Here is a 17,579-nt window from a genome sequence, read left to right as displayed (position 1 = left end):
GAAGTTTGCCCAGCTAAATGGAAAGAAGGTGAAGCGACTCTGGCTCCATCACTCGACCTGGTTGGCAAAATCTAATCTGGCTTATCCAGAGAGCGGATCACTGCGTTGTTTTTGCGCTCGACCCTTCGTCTACCAATCTGGTATGCCTTGGGTTCTCGCTTAAAAACGCCTTGTGCTCCATCTCTCTGGCGTTGCCAGATGAATAATGGTCGTCTGTGGGCGAACTGCTTTGTTGCGGTTTTCGTTCGGCCCGTCGCCTACCAACCTGGTATGTCTCGGGCTCTCACTTAAACCGCGCCGCGCATTTCATCCCACAGTCTGTGCCAGCGCTGTCTGAGGTTTCTTTTTAAGAGACGATGCAGATAGCGGCCTCGCCAACGCTTCTCTTACCGTTAATGGCAGAAGCAGAAGTGAACGCGAAACCAAGGGCTTTAAGCCTGATTAAAAAGCCCCGCTCTGTCGGGGCTTTTTATTGTCCGCAGTGCACACCCTGGCTGTGCATAAAGTGCGTGCTCTGACTCAGGTCAGTATTCTGCCGGGTCACTGCTTTATGCTGGTGGCCACGTCTTCTGATAGGTGTTGGCTAATAAAGTGTGTTAGTTAACGGCTATCGTTTTATTAGAAAGGATTGATTTTAATTATATGGCTGGTCTGGCTAATATAATTACACAAGTTGAATAGAGCAGCGCTGAACAAAGACCGGCGCTGACATCACGAAAAAGGATCTCATCATGCTCGACGCAAATATGAAACAACAGCTGGATGCCTACCTGCAACGTCTCGTTAATCCGATTGCGTTGACCGTAGCATCTGATGATTCTCCGAAAGCAAAAGAACTGGTTGAACTGGCACAGGAAATTGATTCGCTGAACGATAAGATTTCTCTGACCGTAACCGGTGCTGACGGTGGCCGTGTTCCACGTATGGAAGTGGCACCACAGGGTGAAAAAGCCCGTGTAACCTTCGCCGGTATTCCAATGGGTCATGAGTTCACCTCACTGGTACTGGCTCTGTTGCAGGCGGGTGGTTACCCATCCAAAGAAGAACAGAACCTGCAGGATGAAGCCGCAGCGCTGACCAAAGAACTGAACTTTGAAGTGTATGTGTCGCTGTCGTGCCACAACTGTCCTGATGTGGTTCAGGCCATTAACCTGATGGCAATTCTGAATCCGAATGTGACTGCCACCATGATTGACGGTGGTGTCTTCCCGAAAGAAGTGGAAGAAAAAGGCATCATGGCGGTACCGACTCTGTACCTGAACGGTGAAGAAATCGGCAGTGGCCGTATGACTCTGGCGGACATTCTGCACAAGGTTGATGACGATGCAGACGCCAAAGCCGCAGCAGCACTGGCCGGTAAAGAAGCCTACGACGTGCTGGTGGTTGGCGGTGGCCCTGCCGGCGCATCCGCGGCAATTTACGCGGCGCGTAAAGGTATCCGTACCGGTATCGTGGCAGAGCGCTTCGGCGGTCAGGTGCTGGATACACTTTCCATTGAGAACTTTATCTCAGTGAAAGAAACCCAGGGCCCACAGCTGGCAGCCGCGCTGGAAGAACACGTTAAACAGTACGACGTGGATATTATGAACAGCCAGAAAGCCGTGGCACTGCGTGAAGGCAGCGACGGCCTGAAAGAAGTTGAGCTGTCCAATGGCGCTGTGCTGAAAAGTAAAACCGTGATTCTGGCTACCGGCGCACGCTGGAGAGATATGAATGTACCGGGTGAAACCGAGTACCGTACCAAGGGTGTAACCTACTGCCCACACTGTGACGGCCCGCTGTTTAAAGGCAAACCTGTGGCTGTGATCGGTGGTGGTAACTCAGGTATCGAAGCTGCGATCGACCTGGCTGGTATCGTGGATAAAGTGACCGTGCTGGAATTCGCTGACACACTGCGTGCCGATGCGGTACTGGTGAAAAAAGCCGAATCCATGGGCAACGTCACCATTATCAAAGAAGCGCAGACCACCGAAGTGGTGGGTGACAACGGTAAAGTCACCAGTCTGACCTACAAAGACCGTAAAACCGAAGAGATGACATCTCTGGATGTGGCCGGTATCTTTGTACAGATTGGTCTGGTGCCAAACACCGAGTTCCTGAAAGGTACTCTGGAATTAACGCCACGCGGTGAGATCGTTATCGACAACCACGGCCAGACCAGCATTCCTGGTGTGTTCGCGGCCGGTGACGTAACCACAGCGGCGTACAAACAGATCATTATTTCCATGGGTTCAGGTGCCACTGCGGCACTGGGTGCCTTCGATTATATGATCCGTAACTAATCCGTAATTAAGGCGCTGCTAAAGCGCTGAAAACAGTACCCTGAAGTATAAAAAACGGCCCGGGCAGGAAGCTCAGGGCCGTTTTTTTATCGGATTTTGCACTATGTATTCTGTTGCATATCTGCGGGCGAAAACTCTTCGTCGCGCAGTGCGCTGCTGAGTTTATCGCAGCTGTCTGACCAGTTGCTCAGCCAGTCCGGTAATGCCGGGGATTGCGGCTCCAGCCCCATTTCGCGGATAAACTCCTGCGGGTCGATCAGCCCTTTAGCTGAGCGGAACAGCCCACGCATGATAACGGTGCCCACTACTCGTTGTTTGCTGACAAACCTGTGTTCCATAAACACCCATTTTTCATCCCAACCGAGCATACGGCTGTGAATTTCGAATGTCTCAAACAGCTTCAGTTCACGGCGGAATTTCCCCCATACATCACCAACAATGGGAAAAGACTTGTGCTTCAGGGCGACCTTAATGGCACCACTACGCAGCACGTAATCCATACGACCGACATCGGCCATGGTGAAGTAGCGGCCATTGGTAACATGGCGGTTGATATCCAGATCATTCGGCCAGACCCGCATTGAGATAACCGTGGTTTCCATGCCACCCGCGGGCTTTTTCCATGGGCGGCGCAGCAGCATAAAGATCAGTCGGAACCATAGGTTCATAGGTACTCCTTTGAGGGGGTTGGTAGCAGCCGGTATTGTCGCTGTTGCGGACGCCGATAGAAATGTGCATAAATGACTTTAAATATGTCATTTGTGCAAATTAAGGTAACTTCTGTGCAGGTCAGTATTCTTGTCAGTCCACTATGTTCTGCCGCCAGTGTCACCCTGGCGCAGGAAATACTGTACGCCGCAAATCTGTTTAGTGAGAGCGATCAGGCAGCTGAGCCATTGTTTGCAATTCAACTTGTCTCGCTGGATGGTCAGCCGGTTAAAACCTCAGCCGGTCTGATGCTGGCGGTGGATAAATCGATACAGGATGTCGCGGATACAGATCTGATTCTGATTCCGGGTTTTTTGTTTTCTCTGCGTGATGTTATGCCGGAATTGGTTGCCTATGCCGGATTTCTGCAACAACAGCACGGTCAGGGTAGTGTTATTGCTAGTATGTGCAACGGGTCCTTTCTGTTGGCGGAGAGTGGTTTGTTGAATGGTGTTGAAGCAACGACACACTGGGCGTTTGCCGACTTATTCCGCAAGCGCTATCCCGGGGTGAATCTGGATGAGAGCCAGATTCTGTGCGATACCGGACAGCTGGTGTCGGGCGGAGGAGCCACCGCTGCGCTGGATCTTCTGTTGCACCTTGTTCGTCGCTTTGGCTCAGCGGAATTGGCTCACACCTGCAGCCGCTATCTGTTGATTGATCACGTCAGACCAAAACAGTCACCGTATGTGATGTGGACTATGCCAAAAAACCATGGAGATGAGCAGATACGGAGGGTACAGCAATGGCTTGAGCAGAATTTTAGCGGACCTGTGACAATTGATGATGTTGCCGCTAAGTTTGGTTTTGGTGTGCGCAATTTTAAACGTCGATTTAAAGAAGCGACTGATCAAACGCCAATATCATATCTTCAGAATATACGTCTTGAGAGAGCCAAATATCTGTTGGAGTCCACCCGCAGGCCGATAAGCAGCATTACTTTTGATGTGGGCTATGAGGATGTGAATTCTTTCCGGCGTTTATTCCGCAAAAGAGTCGGAGTGTCGCCAATGGAATATCGTGAACGCTTTTGCGACTGATATATCTCCGCTATTCCAGATTATTCTCCGAAAAAAATCGACCTGACGGTATAATTCAGGGCTCAATATTTAACGGTATTTTCTTTATGAACTGGTCTGATTTTTCTTCTGATCTGCTGCCAAAACCTGTACTGCGTATGGTGATTGATGCGCGGATCTCCTCCGTGACAGATTGCGGTACCACTCCTCAGGGGCAGTGCTCAAATTACGTTATCGGTGGCGGATCATTTATAGCCAAAGATCCGGCAGGTAAGGAAACTCATGGTGAGGTTATGGCCGGAGGGGCTGACTATTTCCTCGAGCGTCCGGATGGCGTTGGTGTACTGAATGCTATGTATAGTCTGAAGACCGCACAGGGACAGGTGTTTAATATTCATAACCGCGGACTTTACGTCAGTACCGAACAGGGGAGAGCTCTGGAAGCGGATGGCGTGTGGCCATTGCCTGAAGGTACTTATCAGAGCCGCTGTACGCCAGAGTTTACCGCTGGGAAGGGAGAAATGGCATGGCTGAATAATTGCGTTTTTACCGGTGTGGTCAGTTATCCATCCGCAGAGAATGTCATCATTCATATCTACGAGCTGGTGGAATAGCCTGCTTGCTTCCACTTTTATTTATAAAGCAGATATAAAAAGCCAGCAAAAAACGAGAAAAAAAGGGAGCCGAAGCTCCCTGTTCAAAATGAACGAATACCTGTGAACGGAAAAGGTTTAAAACAAAAATCAGCGGTTGGTTTTAATGTTTGTCCAGGCGCGGGTGCGGATTTTCTCTGTACGCAGTGAAAGAGACTCCTGGGCAAAGAGCTTTTTCATGTCTTCTTCAGGGATATACATCGCCGGGTTACTTTTGATTTCTTTATTTACCAGAGGTGTTGCTTTGCTGTTCGGGTTGGCGTAACCAATGCTGTTACTGGCAATGGCAATCACTTCCGGGCGCAGGATAAAGTTAATAAACTTCTCTGCCAGTTCTTTGTGTGGCGCACCTTTCGGGATGGCCATATTGTCGAACCACACCATGGTGCCTTCTTCCGGCATTACCATACGAATGTCATTACCGTTATTGGTGCCTTTGGCAATGCTCTGTGCAATAAACAGACTGCCGGACCAGCCGATGACAGCACAGATCTCACCGTTGGCCAGATCTTCCACAAACTGACTGCTGTTGAAGTAGCGGATATACGGACGCAGTTCTGCCATAAATTCTTCCGCTTTTTTGTAATCAGCCGCTTTGGTGCTGTACGGGTCCAGGCCAAGATGAAACAGAATTAATGGCATGATTTCGGTTGGTGAGTCCATCATGGCAACACCGCACTGCTCCAGAGCTTTCATCGACTCAACGGAAAAAATATCGTCCCAGCTGGTCAGTGCATCTTTACCGGTTGCAGCTTTTACCTGAGCCTGGTTGTAGCCAATGATGTTAGTCCCCCAAAGGTAAGGCACTGCGTACTGATTGTCTTTGTCGCCGATGTCACGCAGTATCTGCATAAACTCGGGTTCAATATTGCCGATATTTGTCAGCTTGCTGGTATCGACTTTTTCCAGAGCGCCGGAATCAATCAGACGACCCAGGTTCGAGCTGCCAGGAAATACCAGATCGTAACCGGAGGCACCGGTCAGCATCTGGGTTTCCATTTTTTCTGCAGCATCGTACGTGTCGTAAATAACCTTGGCGTCATATTCTTCTTCAAACTGTTGAATAACTTCATCCGGAATATACTCAAGCCAGTTAAAGATACGCAGTTCTTCGGCCATGCTTGCAGTACTGGCGGTCAGTGCTGCAGCGAATAAAAGAGCTTTCATTGGTCTTTCCTCAAGGTTTTAAAAGAGTATTTTTAATAGCGATAGGTTGCATATAGCTCCAGCGCACTGAAGTCAGCATCGTCGCCATAAAATTCTTCTGCTGCTTTTCCCGGTTGTGTCAGCGCATAAACAAGAGAAACATAGGTTTTCTGGTTCGGGTACCAGTCCACATAGATGTTGGTTTCAGCAGCGAAATCCTTGCTGTTGACCGGAACGCCCAGATGGTTTTTTTCATCCAGAGTGAATTTGTTATAAAGCGCGCCGATAATAACATTCGGCAGAAGAGAGGCGGTTGCCTGTACGGTTTGAGTAATCTGGTTGCTGTTGTAAATTAAGTAGCTTCCGGCAATTTCGCCTACCAGCCAGGTGCCCCAGTCGATGTAGCCTTTGCTGGTCGGGTCCCAGTCTTTGCGGGTGTCATCGCTCAGGTCGTCGTCACCGGAGTAATACACGTAGCGATAGCTCAGGGAAGGTGTCAGGCTCGTGTCGGCGAAACTGTAGGTGAATTTGCTGTACCAGGCACTGGCATCATACTTTATGCCATCTCCTTCGCCTTGTTGCAGAGCGTATTCACCGGAATATTTCAGGTTTTCTGTACCGGGAATCGTAACATCCAATGCGCGCAGGTTATAAATAACCATGCCATTTTTAGGCACAAAGGTTTCGTCAGCGGAAACCCCGGATTTTACTTTGGTGATCATCGCGCCAAAGGCGCCGCCAGCTGCAGGATAATCAATATTTATACCGGTCAGTCGGTAAGAGCCAATGTCCCGGTCTGTGCCAAGAGAAAATACCTGAGCGCTAAAAGCGTCGCTGTCGTAAGCTAATACTCCTGAGGCCTTGAATGCTGTGCGCGGTGCTGTCCAGTAGGCACCGTCATCTCCCATATCCAGATCACCGTCCATAACAATAAAACCTGTGCCGATCATATAGTTCTGACGGCCGGCGCTCAGCGTCCAGTTGCCGGAACGGATACCGGCATACAACTCATCGAGGTCGGTGCGGCCATCGCCGCCTTCAGTGTAGAAACCAGGGTCACCATCGCCAGTTGTTTTGGCGGAAACAAAACTGCCACCGGCAAAAACATTTAAATCACTGTTGAAACTGTAATCAACGATTGCCCCCGGTTTTATGTACATCTCGGTGTAATTCATGTCGTCAGCGTTTGCTGAAAAATTCGGGTTTTCAGTACGCAGGTGGGCGAAGCCCGCACCCAGTGTCGGGGTGATACTGAATCCGTTTTCGGTTGACGTTTCCCCTGCAATAGCCATTTGAGCTGATACAGTAAGAACCGGAACGTATAATAATTTTTTAAGCATGATTTCCTCCGCTAAATTAATAGTGGCAATACACAGTATATTGCCGGCTAACTTCCGTTTGGCGCAGGTATTCGCCCGGTCTCTGTCGTTATTATGAGCCGGTTTAAACCGGCTTTTATTGGATAGTTACTTATTCAGTGTTGCCACGATCTGGCGGAACATATTTGGTGTATCAAAATCCAGCGCAGGTGTGGCTTCCGGCAATGAGGCCTGACGCACAATCACCACCTGAGATGGAAAGTCGATGTAGATGTACTGGCCGCAGATTCCGCACGCCATCATGGCCTGCGTATCTTTGTTTAATACGTACCACTGACTGCGGTAAGAGAAGTCCGGCAGCCAGGCTGAAAAGTCGGTATTAGCGGCATAAATGGCTGGGTCGGCACCTTGAGCAATAGCATCAACCACCCCGTCTGCCAGCAACTGTTTGCCATCGAGTTTGCCTTTATTCAGCAGCAGCTGTGCAAAGCGGGCGAGGTCTCGCAGAGTCCAGGCGGAGCCGGCACCGGTGACGTTGCGGCCTTTGGGATCGGCAGTAAATAAACCATCCTGTTCGCAGCCCAGTTCAGCAAACACTTTGCCCAGATGTTCGGCGCAGGAAATATTGGTGGAGCGTTCAACCAGCCAGGCCAGTACTTCGGTGGTGGCGGTCACGTAATGGAACAGCCCGCCGTGTTCACCGCGTTTTTTCAGGGTTGGCAGAAAATCATACAGAGACGCCAGATGGCGGTACTGCTCCGGTGCCGGTAAAAAACCACAGGCATAACCGAATATTGAGCTTTCGGAATCCGGATCGTCGTACTTCTCGGTGTAACTGATGCCTACTGCCATATCCATGACTTCACGTACGGTAGCATCGGCGTAAGCACTGCCGGCCAGTTCAGGAATGATATCGCCGGCCAGTGTGTCTTCTTTCATTTTTCCTTCTGCAATGACCTGCTCGGCGATAACGCCGATCAGTGATTTGGTCACTGAGAACATAATGTGACGGTCTTCCGGCTGCTGGCCGTTGAAGTAACTTTCCAGCAGAACTTCACCGCGCTGCAGCACGATAAAACTGTCACAGCGGCTGGCCGCCAGATGTTCGGCAACGCTGACTTCTTCACCGCACACGCTGTCGAAACGAATGGTGTTAATGTTTTGTGCATCTGCTTTAACCGGCAGTGTTGACGGCGGCAGTTTGCCACGACGTACCGGCACCATAGGGCGGATACGCTCGATGTTGGGATAGGCCCAACGGTTGAAGGGTGGAGTCATCCAGTTACCCCAATTCACGATCTGCTCAGGGTCTGGCGGGAAGCCCTGCATCAGCTCTGGTGTGTCGAAGCAGGCTGGGTTGGCCCGTACCTGAGCGTAGGTCGCGCTGATGTCAGCGAGTTCTTCAGCGGACAGGTAGTCGCGCTGCACTGGCAGGTGGCTGAGTGGGTGCGGCATAACAGGTTGCATGATGTTCTCCATATCGATGGAATTAAGTTAAATGACTTAAAAGGTTTAATCAATAAAACTTTTAACAGATGAAAAGATTGTCAGAAATGGGCAGAATAGTGGCGGCTACAGACCGTTTTTAAAGAACACATTTTAAGGAGCCGCAGTGGCCGGACTCAGAGAGCAACAGAAAGAACAGCGCCGCCAGGCTATTGCTGAGGCGGCCATCGCCCTGTTTGAAAGCAAAGGCTTTCAGCAGACCCGTATGGAAGACATTGCCTCCAGCTCAGGGGTATCTGTGCCTACGGTGTTTAAGTATTTCCCGTCCAAGCAGGCGATTCTGTTTGAGTTTCTGAAGAATGCAGACCGTCAGGCGCTGGACCGTGCCCGTGCTGAAGTTGACTTCAGCGGCGATCCACTGGACGCCATGTGTCTGCTGGAAGAAGCGATTACGGTCAGCGAGCTGGAGGTTATGCCGGTGGCGTTATGGCGCGAGATCCTGCCGTTGATTCTGTTCAGTCCGCGCAGTGAATTGCCAGCGACCTATCTGAAAATGAACGAAAAGCTGGTGGAAGATATCGTTGAGTTTCTCACGGAAATGCAGCAGCACTGCATGATCCGCCAGGGCGCGGACCTGCATACGGCTGCCTTTATGCTAAATGATTATTCCCATCTGCAGCTCAATCGCCTGATCCGCGATGAGCCGCTGGACTGGGAAGCGCACCGCGTCAATGTGCGCGCAACTACCGCCCTGGTGCTTTACGGTATTGCCGATTCCACGCAGGACTGAACAGAAACTGAGAAAGAACTGGGTCAACTGCAAATAAATACTCAGCCCAGAGCGTCGCGGATACGGAAATACATCAGCGCTGCCGCGAGACCAATGGAATGCGCCAGCTTATTATCTGGCAACGCCTGTACCGGAAAGCGGCTGAGCAGATCAAATTTTTCGGCCTGACCGGCAATGGCACGGGCAATGGTCGCGCCCCCCATCCCTGACATGGCTACACCGTGACCGGAATAGCCCTGAGCAAAGTACACATTGGTCTGCAGGCGGCCAAAATGCGGCATGCGGTGTACCGTCGTGGATACATTCCCACCCCAGGATTTTTAGAATTTTACACCAGCCAGTTGTGGGTAAATCGCTGTCATACGCTTGTGCATAACCGCTTCGAGGTTTTTCGGGTAGGCATCGGTCAGTCCGGTGCGTCCGCCCCACAGCAGACGACCTTCACCGTCTTTACGGAAATAGCTGAACAGATTGCGGCTGTCGAATACCGCGCAATCGGCCGGCAGAATGGATTCATCCAAAGGCTGTGTGGCGCAGATATAACTGCCCACCGGCATCATATAACGGCTGATGGCCGGTACCAGTTTGCCCAGATAAGCGTTGGCGGCGATCACCAGAAAATCACTGGTTACTGACCCTTTTGCTGTGCTCAGTTTTACTTTATTGCCGTATTCAATGTGGGTAACTGCACTGTGTTCAAACAACTGAGCGCCGTGACTTTGCGCCGCTTTGGCCAGACCCAGTGTGTAATTCATCGGGTGCAGGTGGCCGCCGTTGGCATCAAAAACAGCACCGTGATATTGGTCGGAACCGGTTTTTTCGGCGCTTTGCTCTGCATTCAGAATCTGAATATCGTAGCCAAATTCATTCTGCATCAGTTCTGCCGCGTCGCGCAGATGAGGCATGTGTTTTGGTCGTGCGGCGACTTCCATCTGGCCGGATTTTAAATCACAGTCGATGCTGTATTTTTTTACCCGCTCACGGATCAGTTCGATGGCTTCCAGCGACAACTGAAAGGCGGCGCGGGCGTCGTCTTTACCCAATAAGCGCAGCATGCTGGCGCCATCTTCTCCGGCACCGGCAATGATTTGTCCACCGGAACGCCCGGATGCGCCCCAGGCCAGCTCTTCTGCTTCCAGTACGGCAACGTTATAACCACACTCAGCCAGCTCAAGTGCAGCGCTTATTCCCGTCATGCCGGAACCGATAATGGCGACATCACAATGAATGTCCTGCTGCAGCTGTGGAGCACTGAGTTGATAACGGCGTGTGCTGGCGTACAGACTGTCAGTGTGCATTGGCGGCTCCGGGAAAAGAAAAATAAAAAGGCGGTATAAACATATACCGCCTTTTATGGATCAGAAATATGCCCCCGGATAGGTATTCATGAGTAGCTATTCAGGGGCATATCTGTCTGTATCGTCAGTGCATTAATCCGCGCTGGCTAATGGCTGGCTGCTTTCAGCACAGAAAATATTCTGCGCCGTGTTGGTTTGCGAACGCATCATCATCAGACATTCGCGATAGCTGCCGGCTTCGGTAAAACTGGCCACGTTATCTTCAATAACGACCATAAACATCTGTGTTGAATCCAGTTTACGGTTGCTGATGCTGGCGGCATCTTCTGTGTAAACACAGCGGTATGTTCTCAGCTCTCCGGCTTGTTCAGCAGGTGGCTGATAGAATTTCCAGTCGCCCTGGCGACCGTGCTGTACATCCTGATAACAGCTTTCAATATCGGTAACCTGAGGCTGGAAATACAGCTGAGCGGAGGAATGATCACTTGGTGAGTCTTTGCTGACCAGCATAAGCGTTGTTGCCAGCTCTGCTGATGCGCAAACACTGCCTGCGGTTAATGCAAGTACCGTTAATCCAGTACAACATTTTCTGGTAAAACTGCGGCTATTTTTCATCTTTGGTTTTAGTGGTGAGGGGATATTGAGGGTTGATGTCACTATCTTCACGGTATGAATTTCCTTTTCAGACCGTTCGGTAAAACAATTAAACAATGTCCTTTTAATGAAAGAAACTACCTAATATTGGGTATGACTGTAAGTATTACTGTTAATTATTCTAGATTCATTAGTGCTTTGTTTCAATGTCAAAAATACCTACGTAAAGGTCCGCTTTATCCTCTTTCAGCTTCCGTTTGCCGGTATTTTCAGCGCAAGTATCGCTGATATTTCTCTGGCCATTTGATGGAATTAATTATCCCTGAGGTGGGCGTAAATACATGCCTGCATGATTCTATCCCACCGCCGGAATGAAGATTGAGGATGATAATGTGAGTGTGCATGTGCCTGCCCCTGCCCCTTGTGGGTGTGTGGTGTGTGTGGGCTGTGTGGCGGAGCGTGTGTTGGAACGTGTGGGAGGTTGTATGTATAGATGAGTAAATTCCGGCTATTCCTGGCCTTTGCCTGTGGGCAGGTAAAATCAGGCTGATAGAATTATCGCTGAATTCTCCGCGGCTGAAATGAATTATGAAACCTGTTCTGCGCTCTGTTCCTGCTGTTGCGGCTCTGCTGTTTGGTGCCGCATTCTCTGTTGCTTCCTATGCTGACGATAAAGCCGTTGCTCAGGCGGTGAGCAATGTTAAATCGTTATTACAGGCACCTTACCATCAGGATGAAACTGAAAAAGATAAGAGTCGTCTGCCCGTTGAAATGACAGAATTTCTTGCTGTTGAACCAGGGATGACGGTGATGGATATGGGCGCAGGCTCTGGCTACAGCACCGAAGTTCTGTCCGCAGCTGTTGGTGAAAGCGGCAAAGTGTATGCTCAGAATAACCAGCATCTGGTGGATATGGCCGGTGGTAAAATCATCGCTCAGCTGTACAGCCGGATTGAAAACGACAAACTCAGCAATGTAGAAGCCGTGATCTGGGAGATGGATGAGATCTCGCTGGAAAATACTCTGGACATGGTTTTCTGGGGCTACAACATTCATGACTACTATCATTCGGTGGGTGAGCAGGGCACGCTGGAAATTCTCGCCAGTGTGTACAAGGCAATGAAGCCGGGCGCTGTCTTTGCTGTGGCAGACCATATAGGTGTGAAAGGGCAGGACAATGCGGCACTGCACCGTATTCAGCCGGTAATTATTGAAGATCTGCTGAAGAAAGCCGGTTTTAAACAGGCAGAGGTCTCTGCTATGTACGCCAGTGCGGCGGATACTCATCTGCTGAACGTGTTTGATGATCGGGTTAAAGGCAGGACAGACCGTTATCTGGTTAAAGTCGTTAAGTAGCAGAATTACGTATTGGACTAATAGTGCAAAAAACAGGCGCCGGATAAGGGCGCCTGTTTTTTTGGTTATCGGTTAGTCCTGAAAGAACAAAAACTCAGATCCAGCGCCGCACCCGCAGACAGTACTCGCGATAACTCTGACCGAATTTTTCTTCCATAAAGCTTTCTTCTGCCTGAATCTGAAAGCGGTTCATATACACCACAAACAATGGCAGCCAGATAAAGCTGGCGATATTTTCCTGCCAGTAACTCCAGCCTAACAGCGCCAGAGCAAATCCCAGATACATAGGATTGCGGGTCAGCTGGTACACACCACTGTTTACCAGCTGCGAGGTTTTGTCCGGATAGCGGGGGTCTACTGTGGTGTTATGGCGACGGAATTCCATAACACCGGAAAAAGCAAAAGTCGCTCCGGCGGCAATCAGCATAATGGCGACGGCTGACGCGGCGGGCAGTGTGATTTCAGTAATATCGGCCTGCAGGCCACTGATCCAGATCAGCATGGCAGCCAGAGCTACCTGAACCACAGGTGGTACGCGTAATTCGAGATGCTGCATATAGCTCTCCCGTTGGTCTTGTCTTTTATTGTTGTTATGCGCTTTATTCCGTTGTGCTTTCATTATTCTCTTACGCTTTTCAGCGCCGCCTGCAGTTGATTATGGCCGGGTATGCCGGCCTATATTTTCTGTCAGGTTAGCTTAATAGTAGTTGGCATTCTGCCGGCAACAACCGGGAATGACCTATCTATACAAAATTAAAGGTAACCAGGCAGTGCTTACAATCAGAAAACTCCCAGAGTGTGAGCCACAGCGACAAGTGCTAAAGAAAAAATCAGGGACGAAAGTATCATTATGGCAATGTCCTGTTGCGGGCTGTTCTCTTGCCCGGCACCGTATTTCACCGCCAGTACATAACTCAGCACAGCCACCGGCATGGCACCCTGCACCAGAAATACCTTTGCCTGCAGATCACTGAGCGGCGGAGAAAACGGCCAGATGATCAATGCCAGCCAGGCGATAAATAATCCCGCCAGCGGGCGCCAGATGGACAACAGCAGCGGCCGCAGAATATGCCGGGCGCCTTCCGCTTTGAGATTAAATACCGAGCTGCCAAGCTGCATCAGCATCACCGGAACGGTAATAGCACCGAGCATATCCAGCGTGTTCAGCACCGGCACCGGCACACTGACATCGGCTGCCAACAACAGGGCACCGCAGATCAGTGCCAGCACAGGGCCATTACGGCACAGGGCTTTCACTGTGTAATCTCCGGATAAACAGCCAACGCCGAGGGTAAAGTGGCTGACCTGAATCACTGACGAAATCACCAATGCCAGCGCCACAGATTCCTGACCGAATAAGGCAAAACACACGGGCACGCCCATATTGCCGGTATTCGGATTCACCAGCGCCGGCAGATAACTGCGGATACGGGTTACCCCCGGGCAGAACCTGAGCATAACGATGGTCGCCCCTGTCATCAGTACGACGTACAGCAGGGTAATGACTATCAGATCGGCCATCAGACTCAGATCCATATTGATGGCCAGAATGGAATGCAGCAGCAGAGCGGGAATACCCACAGTGCTTACCAGCCCAGATAACGCCGGGCCTTTGAACAGATCGGTGGTGCGGCCGAGCAGGCCGCCGAGGCATATTGCGGCAATTACCGGAAACAGGGCAGCGCTGAGGCTGGTCATGGCAAATTCTCAGGAATGAACAAAGGTGCAGGCACGGTTTAAAAAGATGATCAGAGTAATGGCAGGCAGTGTATTCTGATGATTCTGTGTTTAATACCGGCTTACTATGAATACTGAATTTACGAATCGTAGCGAATATCCTTTGCCGCGGGACCTGCAGGTCTTTCTTACGGTGGTGCGCGAGCAGAGTTTTGCCGCCGCAGCACGGCAGCTGGGCCAGTCGCCGGCTTACGTCAGTAAGCGGATACAAACCCTGGAGAGTACGCTGAGCTGCAGATTGCTGCAGCGTTCCACCCGTTCGCTGAAGCTCACAGCTGACGGTGAGCGGGTGTTGCCCTGGGCCACTCAGGTGCTCAACAGTCTGCGCGATATGCAGGACGATCTCTCGGATGCGCGGGTGTCGCCCAAGGGGCGCATGCTGATCTGCTCATCCGCGGGTTTTGGCCGCAGCTACCTGGCACCGGCGGTGTCTGCCTTGTCGCAACAATATCCGCAGCTGGAAATCCGCCTGGAAGTCACTGACCGGCTGGTGGATATCACAGAAGAAGGCATTGATCTGGAAATTCATGTCGGCGATGAGCTGCCGCCCCAGCATATTTCCCGTCTTTTAATCGCCAATCAGCGCATCCTCTGTGCTTCACCCGATTACCTGCAGAAGCACGGCACGCCGCAGACGCTGGCAGACCTCAGCCAGCATCAGTGCCTGGTACTCAAAGAGAAAAATAATGTGTTCGGGCTGTGGGCGCTGGAGCATGACGGGCAGGCCGAAACCGTGAAAGTGCGGGGGCCACTGTCATCCAATAACGGGGAAATCGTTATGCAGTGGGCGCTGGACCATTGCGGCATTATTCTGCGTTCGCAGTGGGATGCCAGCCCGCACCTGCAGTCCGGCCGGTTGGTCCAGGTGCTGCCACAGTACTCCCAGAGCGCCAATATCTGGGCTGTCTATCCGCAGCGGTTATCTCAGTCTGCGCGGCTGCGGGTGTGTGTGGAATTTCTGCAGACCTGGTTGCAGCGGGTGCTGTGACTGGCGGAGCAATACCTGACTTAAATGCCATGATTTGTATATTATCGTAAATCTAAATGATAAAGATTTGCATTTAATAGGAATAACAGTAAGAATCCCCCTCCTCATCGGATCAGAACTTCCGCAACAGACGAGGTGGCAGCGTGCCGGTACGGATTCAGACAAACACTGTGCTATGTGGGTTAATCGCCGCAGCTGGCGTATTCACCAGTGTCAGCGCCGCGGCGAGTGCTCACGCTGGCGCAGCGAGTGCTCAGGCAGGCGCGGCGAGTGATCAGGCAGGCGCGGCGGATAGTCAGAAAGGCGCAGCAGATATTCACACAAGCGCAGGCTATTCCGAACTGGATCCTGTGGTGGTAACGGCGTCGCGTACCGAGCGGCTGCTGTCCGATGCCCCGGTCCGTGCTGAAGTCATCAGCGCTGCTGAACTGAATAAAACCCATGCCCGCTCCCTGACTGAAGCCCTGCAGAATGTGCCCGGCCTGCAGCTGCGCCGTATTCATGGCAAATCCGGCTATGAAGCCGTGCTGCAGGGCATGACCAGCGATCAGGTACTGGTGCTGGTGGACGGCTTGCCACTGGCGACCAGTACCGGATCCACGGTCGATCTGAGTCAGCTGGCGCTGGTGGATGTTGAACGCATCGAAGTGGTGAAAGGGGCAGCCTCGGCGCAGTACGGTTCTTCAGCTATGGGCGGCGTTATTAACGTCATCACCCGTGCGCCGGAAAACGGAGTGCGTGGTTCCCTGACTTATGATCTGGGCTCTTACGGCGGGCAGAATATCAGTGGCCGCTCCCGCGATATTGCGCGTAATCATATCGGTGCTGATATTGAAGGCGGGCGCGGCGCCTGGAGCGGGCGCTTGTCGGCGGATGTGCGTGACGACAAAGGCTTTGATGCCGACCACGACAACTGGGTGCGCCAGGGTGATGAAAGCAAACGCTCCCAGTACGAAGCTCAGTTGCGCTGGCGTGCGCCATCCGCGCCGCAGAATTACCTCAGTGCCAGCGTGCAGCGCTTTGACGAAAAAGACGTGCAATGGCTGGCGCCGGAAATTGTCGACCGTTATCCGAATAAATATGAAGACATTCAGCGCGACCGTCTGACTCTGATGAGTGGCTGGCAGTTTGGCAGTGCGCGCCTGACGACAAAAATTCTGGCAGAAGATTATCAGAGCAAAAGCGCCAAGCAGAACGAAGGGTTTGCTGCCACGTTTGATAACCGCGATATGTATCTTGATACCCGGCTGTTATCGCTGCAGCTGGATATGCCGCTGAATACAGAGCATCAGTTGCAGATCGGGCTGGATGCCCGTGACGAAAAGCTGAAACAGTATCTCGATGGTGAAGCGGAAATTGGCCGCAGTGGTTCCGCCGATCGCCAGAATTACGAATTTTATATTCAGGATGATTATTTCTTTTCACCAAAAGGCGAACTGGTGTTTGGCCTGCGCCTGCAGGAAGACTCGGATTTTGGCTCGTACCTGTCACCCAAGCTGGCATTGCGTTATGACCTGTTTAATCAGGGCGGTTATGAAACCGTCTGGCGCAGCAGTATGGGGACGGGTTATCGGGTACCTAATTTAAAAGAGCGTTATTACACCTTCGATCACAGTTCACTGGGATACATGGTGCTGGGCAACCCGGATCTTGATCCGGAGTCTTCCGTCAGCTATCAGAGTGGTATCTGGCTGCGTACCCCGGCGGATACCATCGTCGACATCAATGTTTTTTATAACGACATCGATGATCTGATCCAGACCGATGAAGATAATTTTGCCGTGGTTGATGGCCTCGCCATTTACACCTACGAAAACATCAGTAATGCCCGCACTTACGGCATCGAATCCGCATTGATCCAGCCGTTGGGCAGCAAACTGAAGCTAAACCTTGGCCACACCTATACCCATGCTGAAAACAGCGACACAGGCGATGAACTGACCCGCCGCCCCCAACATATTGCCCGCCTCGGACTCGATTGGCAGCTGACTGCAGCAACGGAAATCAGCACCCGTGTGCGTTATCAGTCACGGGAATTATCTGACAGCGAAGACGATACCTGGTCACCGGCGTGGACCACGGTGGATTTAAAACTCAATTATCAGGCCAGCCAGAATATTGCCCTGTTCGGTGGTATCGACAACCTTACCGACCGTCAGCGGGATTTTACCGACGGCACCGATTTTGGTCCGGTGGAAGGGCGCTTCGTCTATGCCGGCACGCGTATTCATTACTGAATATTT

Annotated in this window: 16 protein-coding genes and 1 pseudogene; 8 read left to right on the top strand and 9 right to left on the bottom strand. The window is 51.4% G+C overall.

Translation table 11 applies throughout. The annotated features are described in order from the left end of the window. Both B2Z72_RS06665 and ahpF read left to right on the top strand, forming a co-directional pair. A pseudogene (locus tag B2Z72_RS06665) lies at window positions 1-75 on the top strand (peroxiredoxin); the annotation flags it as partial. 656 nt (window positions 76-731) lie between these two features. Beyond that, window positions 732-2,282 carry an alkyl hydroperoxide reductase subunit F gene (ahpF, locus tag B2Z72_RS06660; RefSeq protein WP_296981051.1) on the top strand — a complete coding sequence of 517 codons (1,551 nt, stop codon included), beginning with the start codon at window positions 732-734 and terminating at the stop codon, window positions 2,280-2,282. 101 nt (window positions 2,283-2,383) lie between these two features. Here the strand turns inward: ahpF and B2Z72_RS06655 are convergent, their stop codons facing one another. Further along, complete coding sequence (locus B2Z72_RS06655; protein WP_296981052.1) at window positions 2,384-2,950, bottom strand: thioesterase family protein; 567 nt, start codon at window positions 2,948-2,950, stop codon at window positions 2,384-2,386. A gap of 72 nt (window positions 2,951-3,022) precedes the next feature. On the opposite strand from B2Z72_RS06655, the gene B2Z72_RS06650 reads away from it, so the two are divergent. Next, a complete protein-coding gene (locus B2Z72_RS06650) occupies window positions 3,023-4,030 on the top strand; it encodes a GlxA family transcriptional regulator (protein ID WP_349681241.1) in 1,008 nt (335 codons plus the stop codon). A gap of 86 nt (window positions 4,031-4,116) precedes the next feature. After that, entirely contained in the window at window positions 4,117-4,623 is a 507-nt protein-coding gene (locus B2Z72_RS06645) for a DUF3237 domain-containing protein (RefSeq protein WP_296981056.1), read from the top strand. A 129-nt stretch (window positions 4,624-4,752) separates the two neighbouring features. On the opposite strand, the gene B2Z72_RS06640 is transcribed toward B2Z72_RS06645, so the two are convergent. The 3 genes from B2Z72_RS06640 to B2Z72_RS06630 all read right to left on the bottom strand — a co-directional run bounded on the left by B2Z72_RS06640 (window position 4,753) and on the right by B2Z72_RS06630 (window position 8,594). After that, window positions 4,753-5,829, bottom strand: a complete 1,077-nt coding sequence (locus tag B2Z72_RS06640; protein ID WP_296981058.1) for an extracellular solute-binding protein — start codon at window positions 5,827-5,829, stop codon at window positions 4,753-4,755. Window positions 5,830-5,861: 32 nt separating this feature from the next. Continuing rightward, complete coding sequence (locus B2Z72_RS06635) at window positions 5,862-7,148, bottom strand: hypothetical protein (protein WP_296981060.1); 1,287 nt, start codon at window positions 7,146-7,148, stop codon at window positions 5,862-5,864. A gap of 126 nt (window positions 7,149-7,274) precedes the next feature. Continuing rightward, a complete protein-coding gene (locus B2Z72_RS06630; protein ID WP_297004407.1) occupies window positions 7,275-8,594 on the bottom strand; it encodes a serine hydrolase domain-containing protein in 1,320 nt (439 codons plus the stop codon). A 145-nt stretch (window positions 8,595-8,739) separates the two neighbouring features. Between B2Z72_RS06630 and B2Z72_RS06625 the strand changes: the two genes are divergently transcribed. After that, window positions 8,740-9,363 carry a TetR/AcrR family transcriptional regulator gene (locus tag B2Z72_RS06625; RefSeq protein WP_296981065.1) on the top strand — a complete coding sequence of 208 codons (624 nt, stop codon included), beginning with the start codon at window positions 8,740-8,742 and terminating at the stop codon, window positions 9,361-9,363. A 41-nt stretch (window positions 9,364-9,404) separates the two neighbouring features. Here B2Z72_RS06625 and B2Z72_RS06620 read toward each other — a convergent pair whose 3' ends face one another. The 3 genes from B2Z72_RS06620 to B2Z72_RS06610 all read right to left on the bottom strand — a co-directional run bounded on the left by B2Z72_RS06620 (window position 9,405) and on the right by B2Z72_RS06610 (window position 11,171). After that, window positions 9,405-9,644, bottom strand: coding sequence for a hypothetical protein (locus B2Z72_RS06620; protein WP_296981067.1), 240 nt, complete (start codon window positions 9,642-9,644; stop codon window positions 9,405-9,407). A 39-nt stretch (window positions 9,645-9,683) separates the two neighbouring features. Further along, window positions 9,684-10,661 (bottom strand): NAD(P)/FAD-dependent oxidoreductase, encoded by a 978-nt coding sequence (locus B2Z72_RS06615; RefSeq protein WP_296981068.1) that lies wholly within the window; start codon window positions 10,659-10,661, stop codon window positions 9,684-9,686. Between the two features lie 132 nt (window positions 10,662-10,793). Further along, complete coding sequence (locus B2Z72_RS06610) at window positions 10,794-11,171, bottom strand: hypothetical protein (RefSeq protein WP_296981069.1); 378 nt, start codon at window positions 11,169-11,171, stop codon at window positions 10,794-10,796. Window positions 11,172-11,843: 672 nt separating this feature from the next. Here B2Z72_RS06610 and B2Z72_RS06605 point away from each other — a divergent pair. Further along, window positions 11,844-12,611 carry a hypothetical protein gene (locus tag B2Z72_RS06605; RefSeq protein ID WP_296981071.1) on the top strand — a complete coding sequence of 256 codons (768 nt, stop codon included), beginning with the start codon at window positions 11,844-11,846 and terminating at the stop codon, window positions 12,609-12,611. A gap of 94 nt (window positions 12,612-12,705) precedes the next feature. On the opposite strand, the gene B2Z72_RS06600 is transcribed toward B2Z72_RS06605, so the two are convergent. Further along, the gene (locus B2Z72_RS06600; protein WP_296981072.1) at window positions 12,706-13,167 is read right to left on the bottom strand and encodes a methyltransferase family protein; all 462 of its coding nucleotides are present in this window, start codon (window positions 13,165-13,167) and stop codon (window positions 12,706-12,708) included. Between the two features lie 224 nt (window positions 13,168-13,391). Next, window positions 13,392-14,309 carry an AEC family transporter gene (locus tag B2Z72_RS06595; protein ID WP_296981074.1) on the bottom strand — a complete coding sequence of 306 codons (918 nt, stop codon included), beginning with the start codon at window positions 14,307-14,309 and terminating at the stop codon, window positions 13,392-13,394. A 106-nt stretch (window positions 14,310-14,415) separates the two neighbouring features. On the opposite strand from B2Z72_RS06595, the gene B2Z72_RS06590 reads away from it, so the two are divergent. Beyond that, window positions 14,416-15,336: a LysR substrate-binding domain-containing protein gene (locus tag B2Z72_RS06590; RefSeq protein WP_296981075.1), complete on the top strand. Its 921-nt coding sequence runs from the start codon at window positions 14,416-14,418 to the stop codon at window positions 15,334-15,336. A gap of 170 nt (window positions 15,337-15,506) precedes the next feature. Beyond that, the gene (locus B2Z72_RS06585; RefSeq protein WP_296981077.1) at window positions 15,507-17,573 is read left to right on the top strand and encodes a TonB-dependent receptor plug domain-containing protein; all 2,067 of its coding nucleotides are present in this window, start codon (window positions 15,507-15,509) and stop codon (window positions 17,571-17,573) included. The last annotated feature ends 6 nt before the right edge of the window (window positions 17,574-17,579 follow it).

It is taken from the genome of Thalassolituus sp. UBA6592, from assembly GCF_002433655.1.
Lineage (GTDB): Bacteria > Pseudomonadota > Gammaproteobacteria > Pseudomonadales > Oceanobacteraceae > Venatoribacter.
Note: the sequence above shows the minus strand (reverse complement) of the source record. Positions and strands in the feature narration are given on the sequence as shown.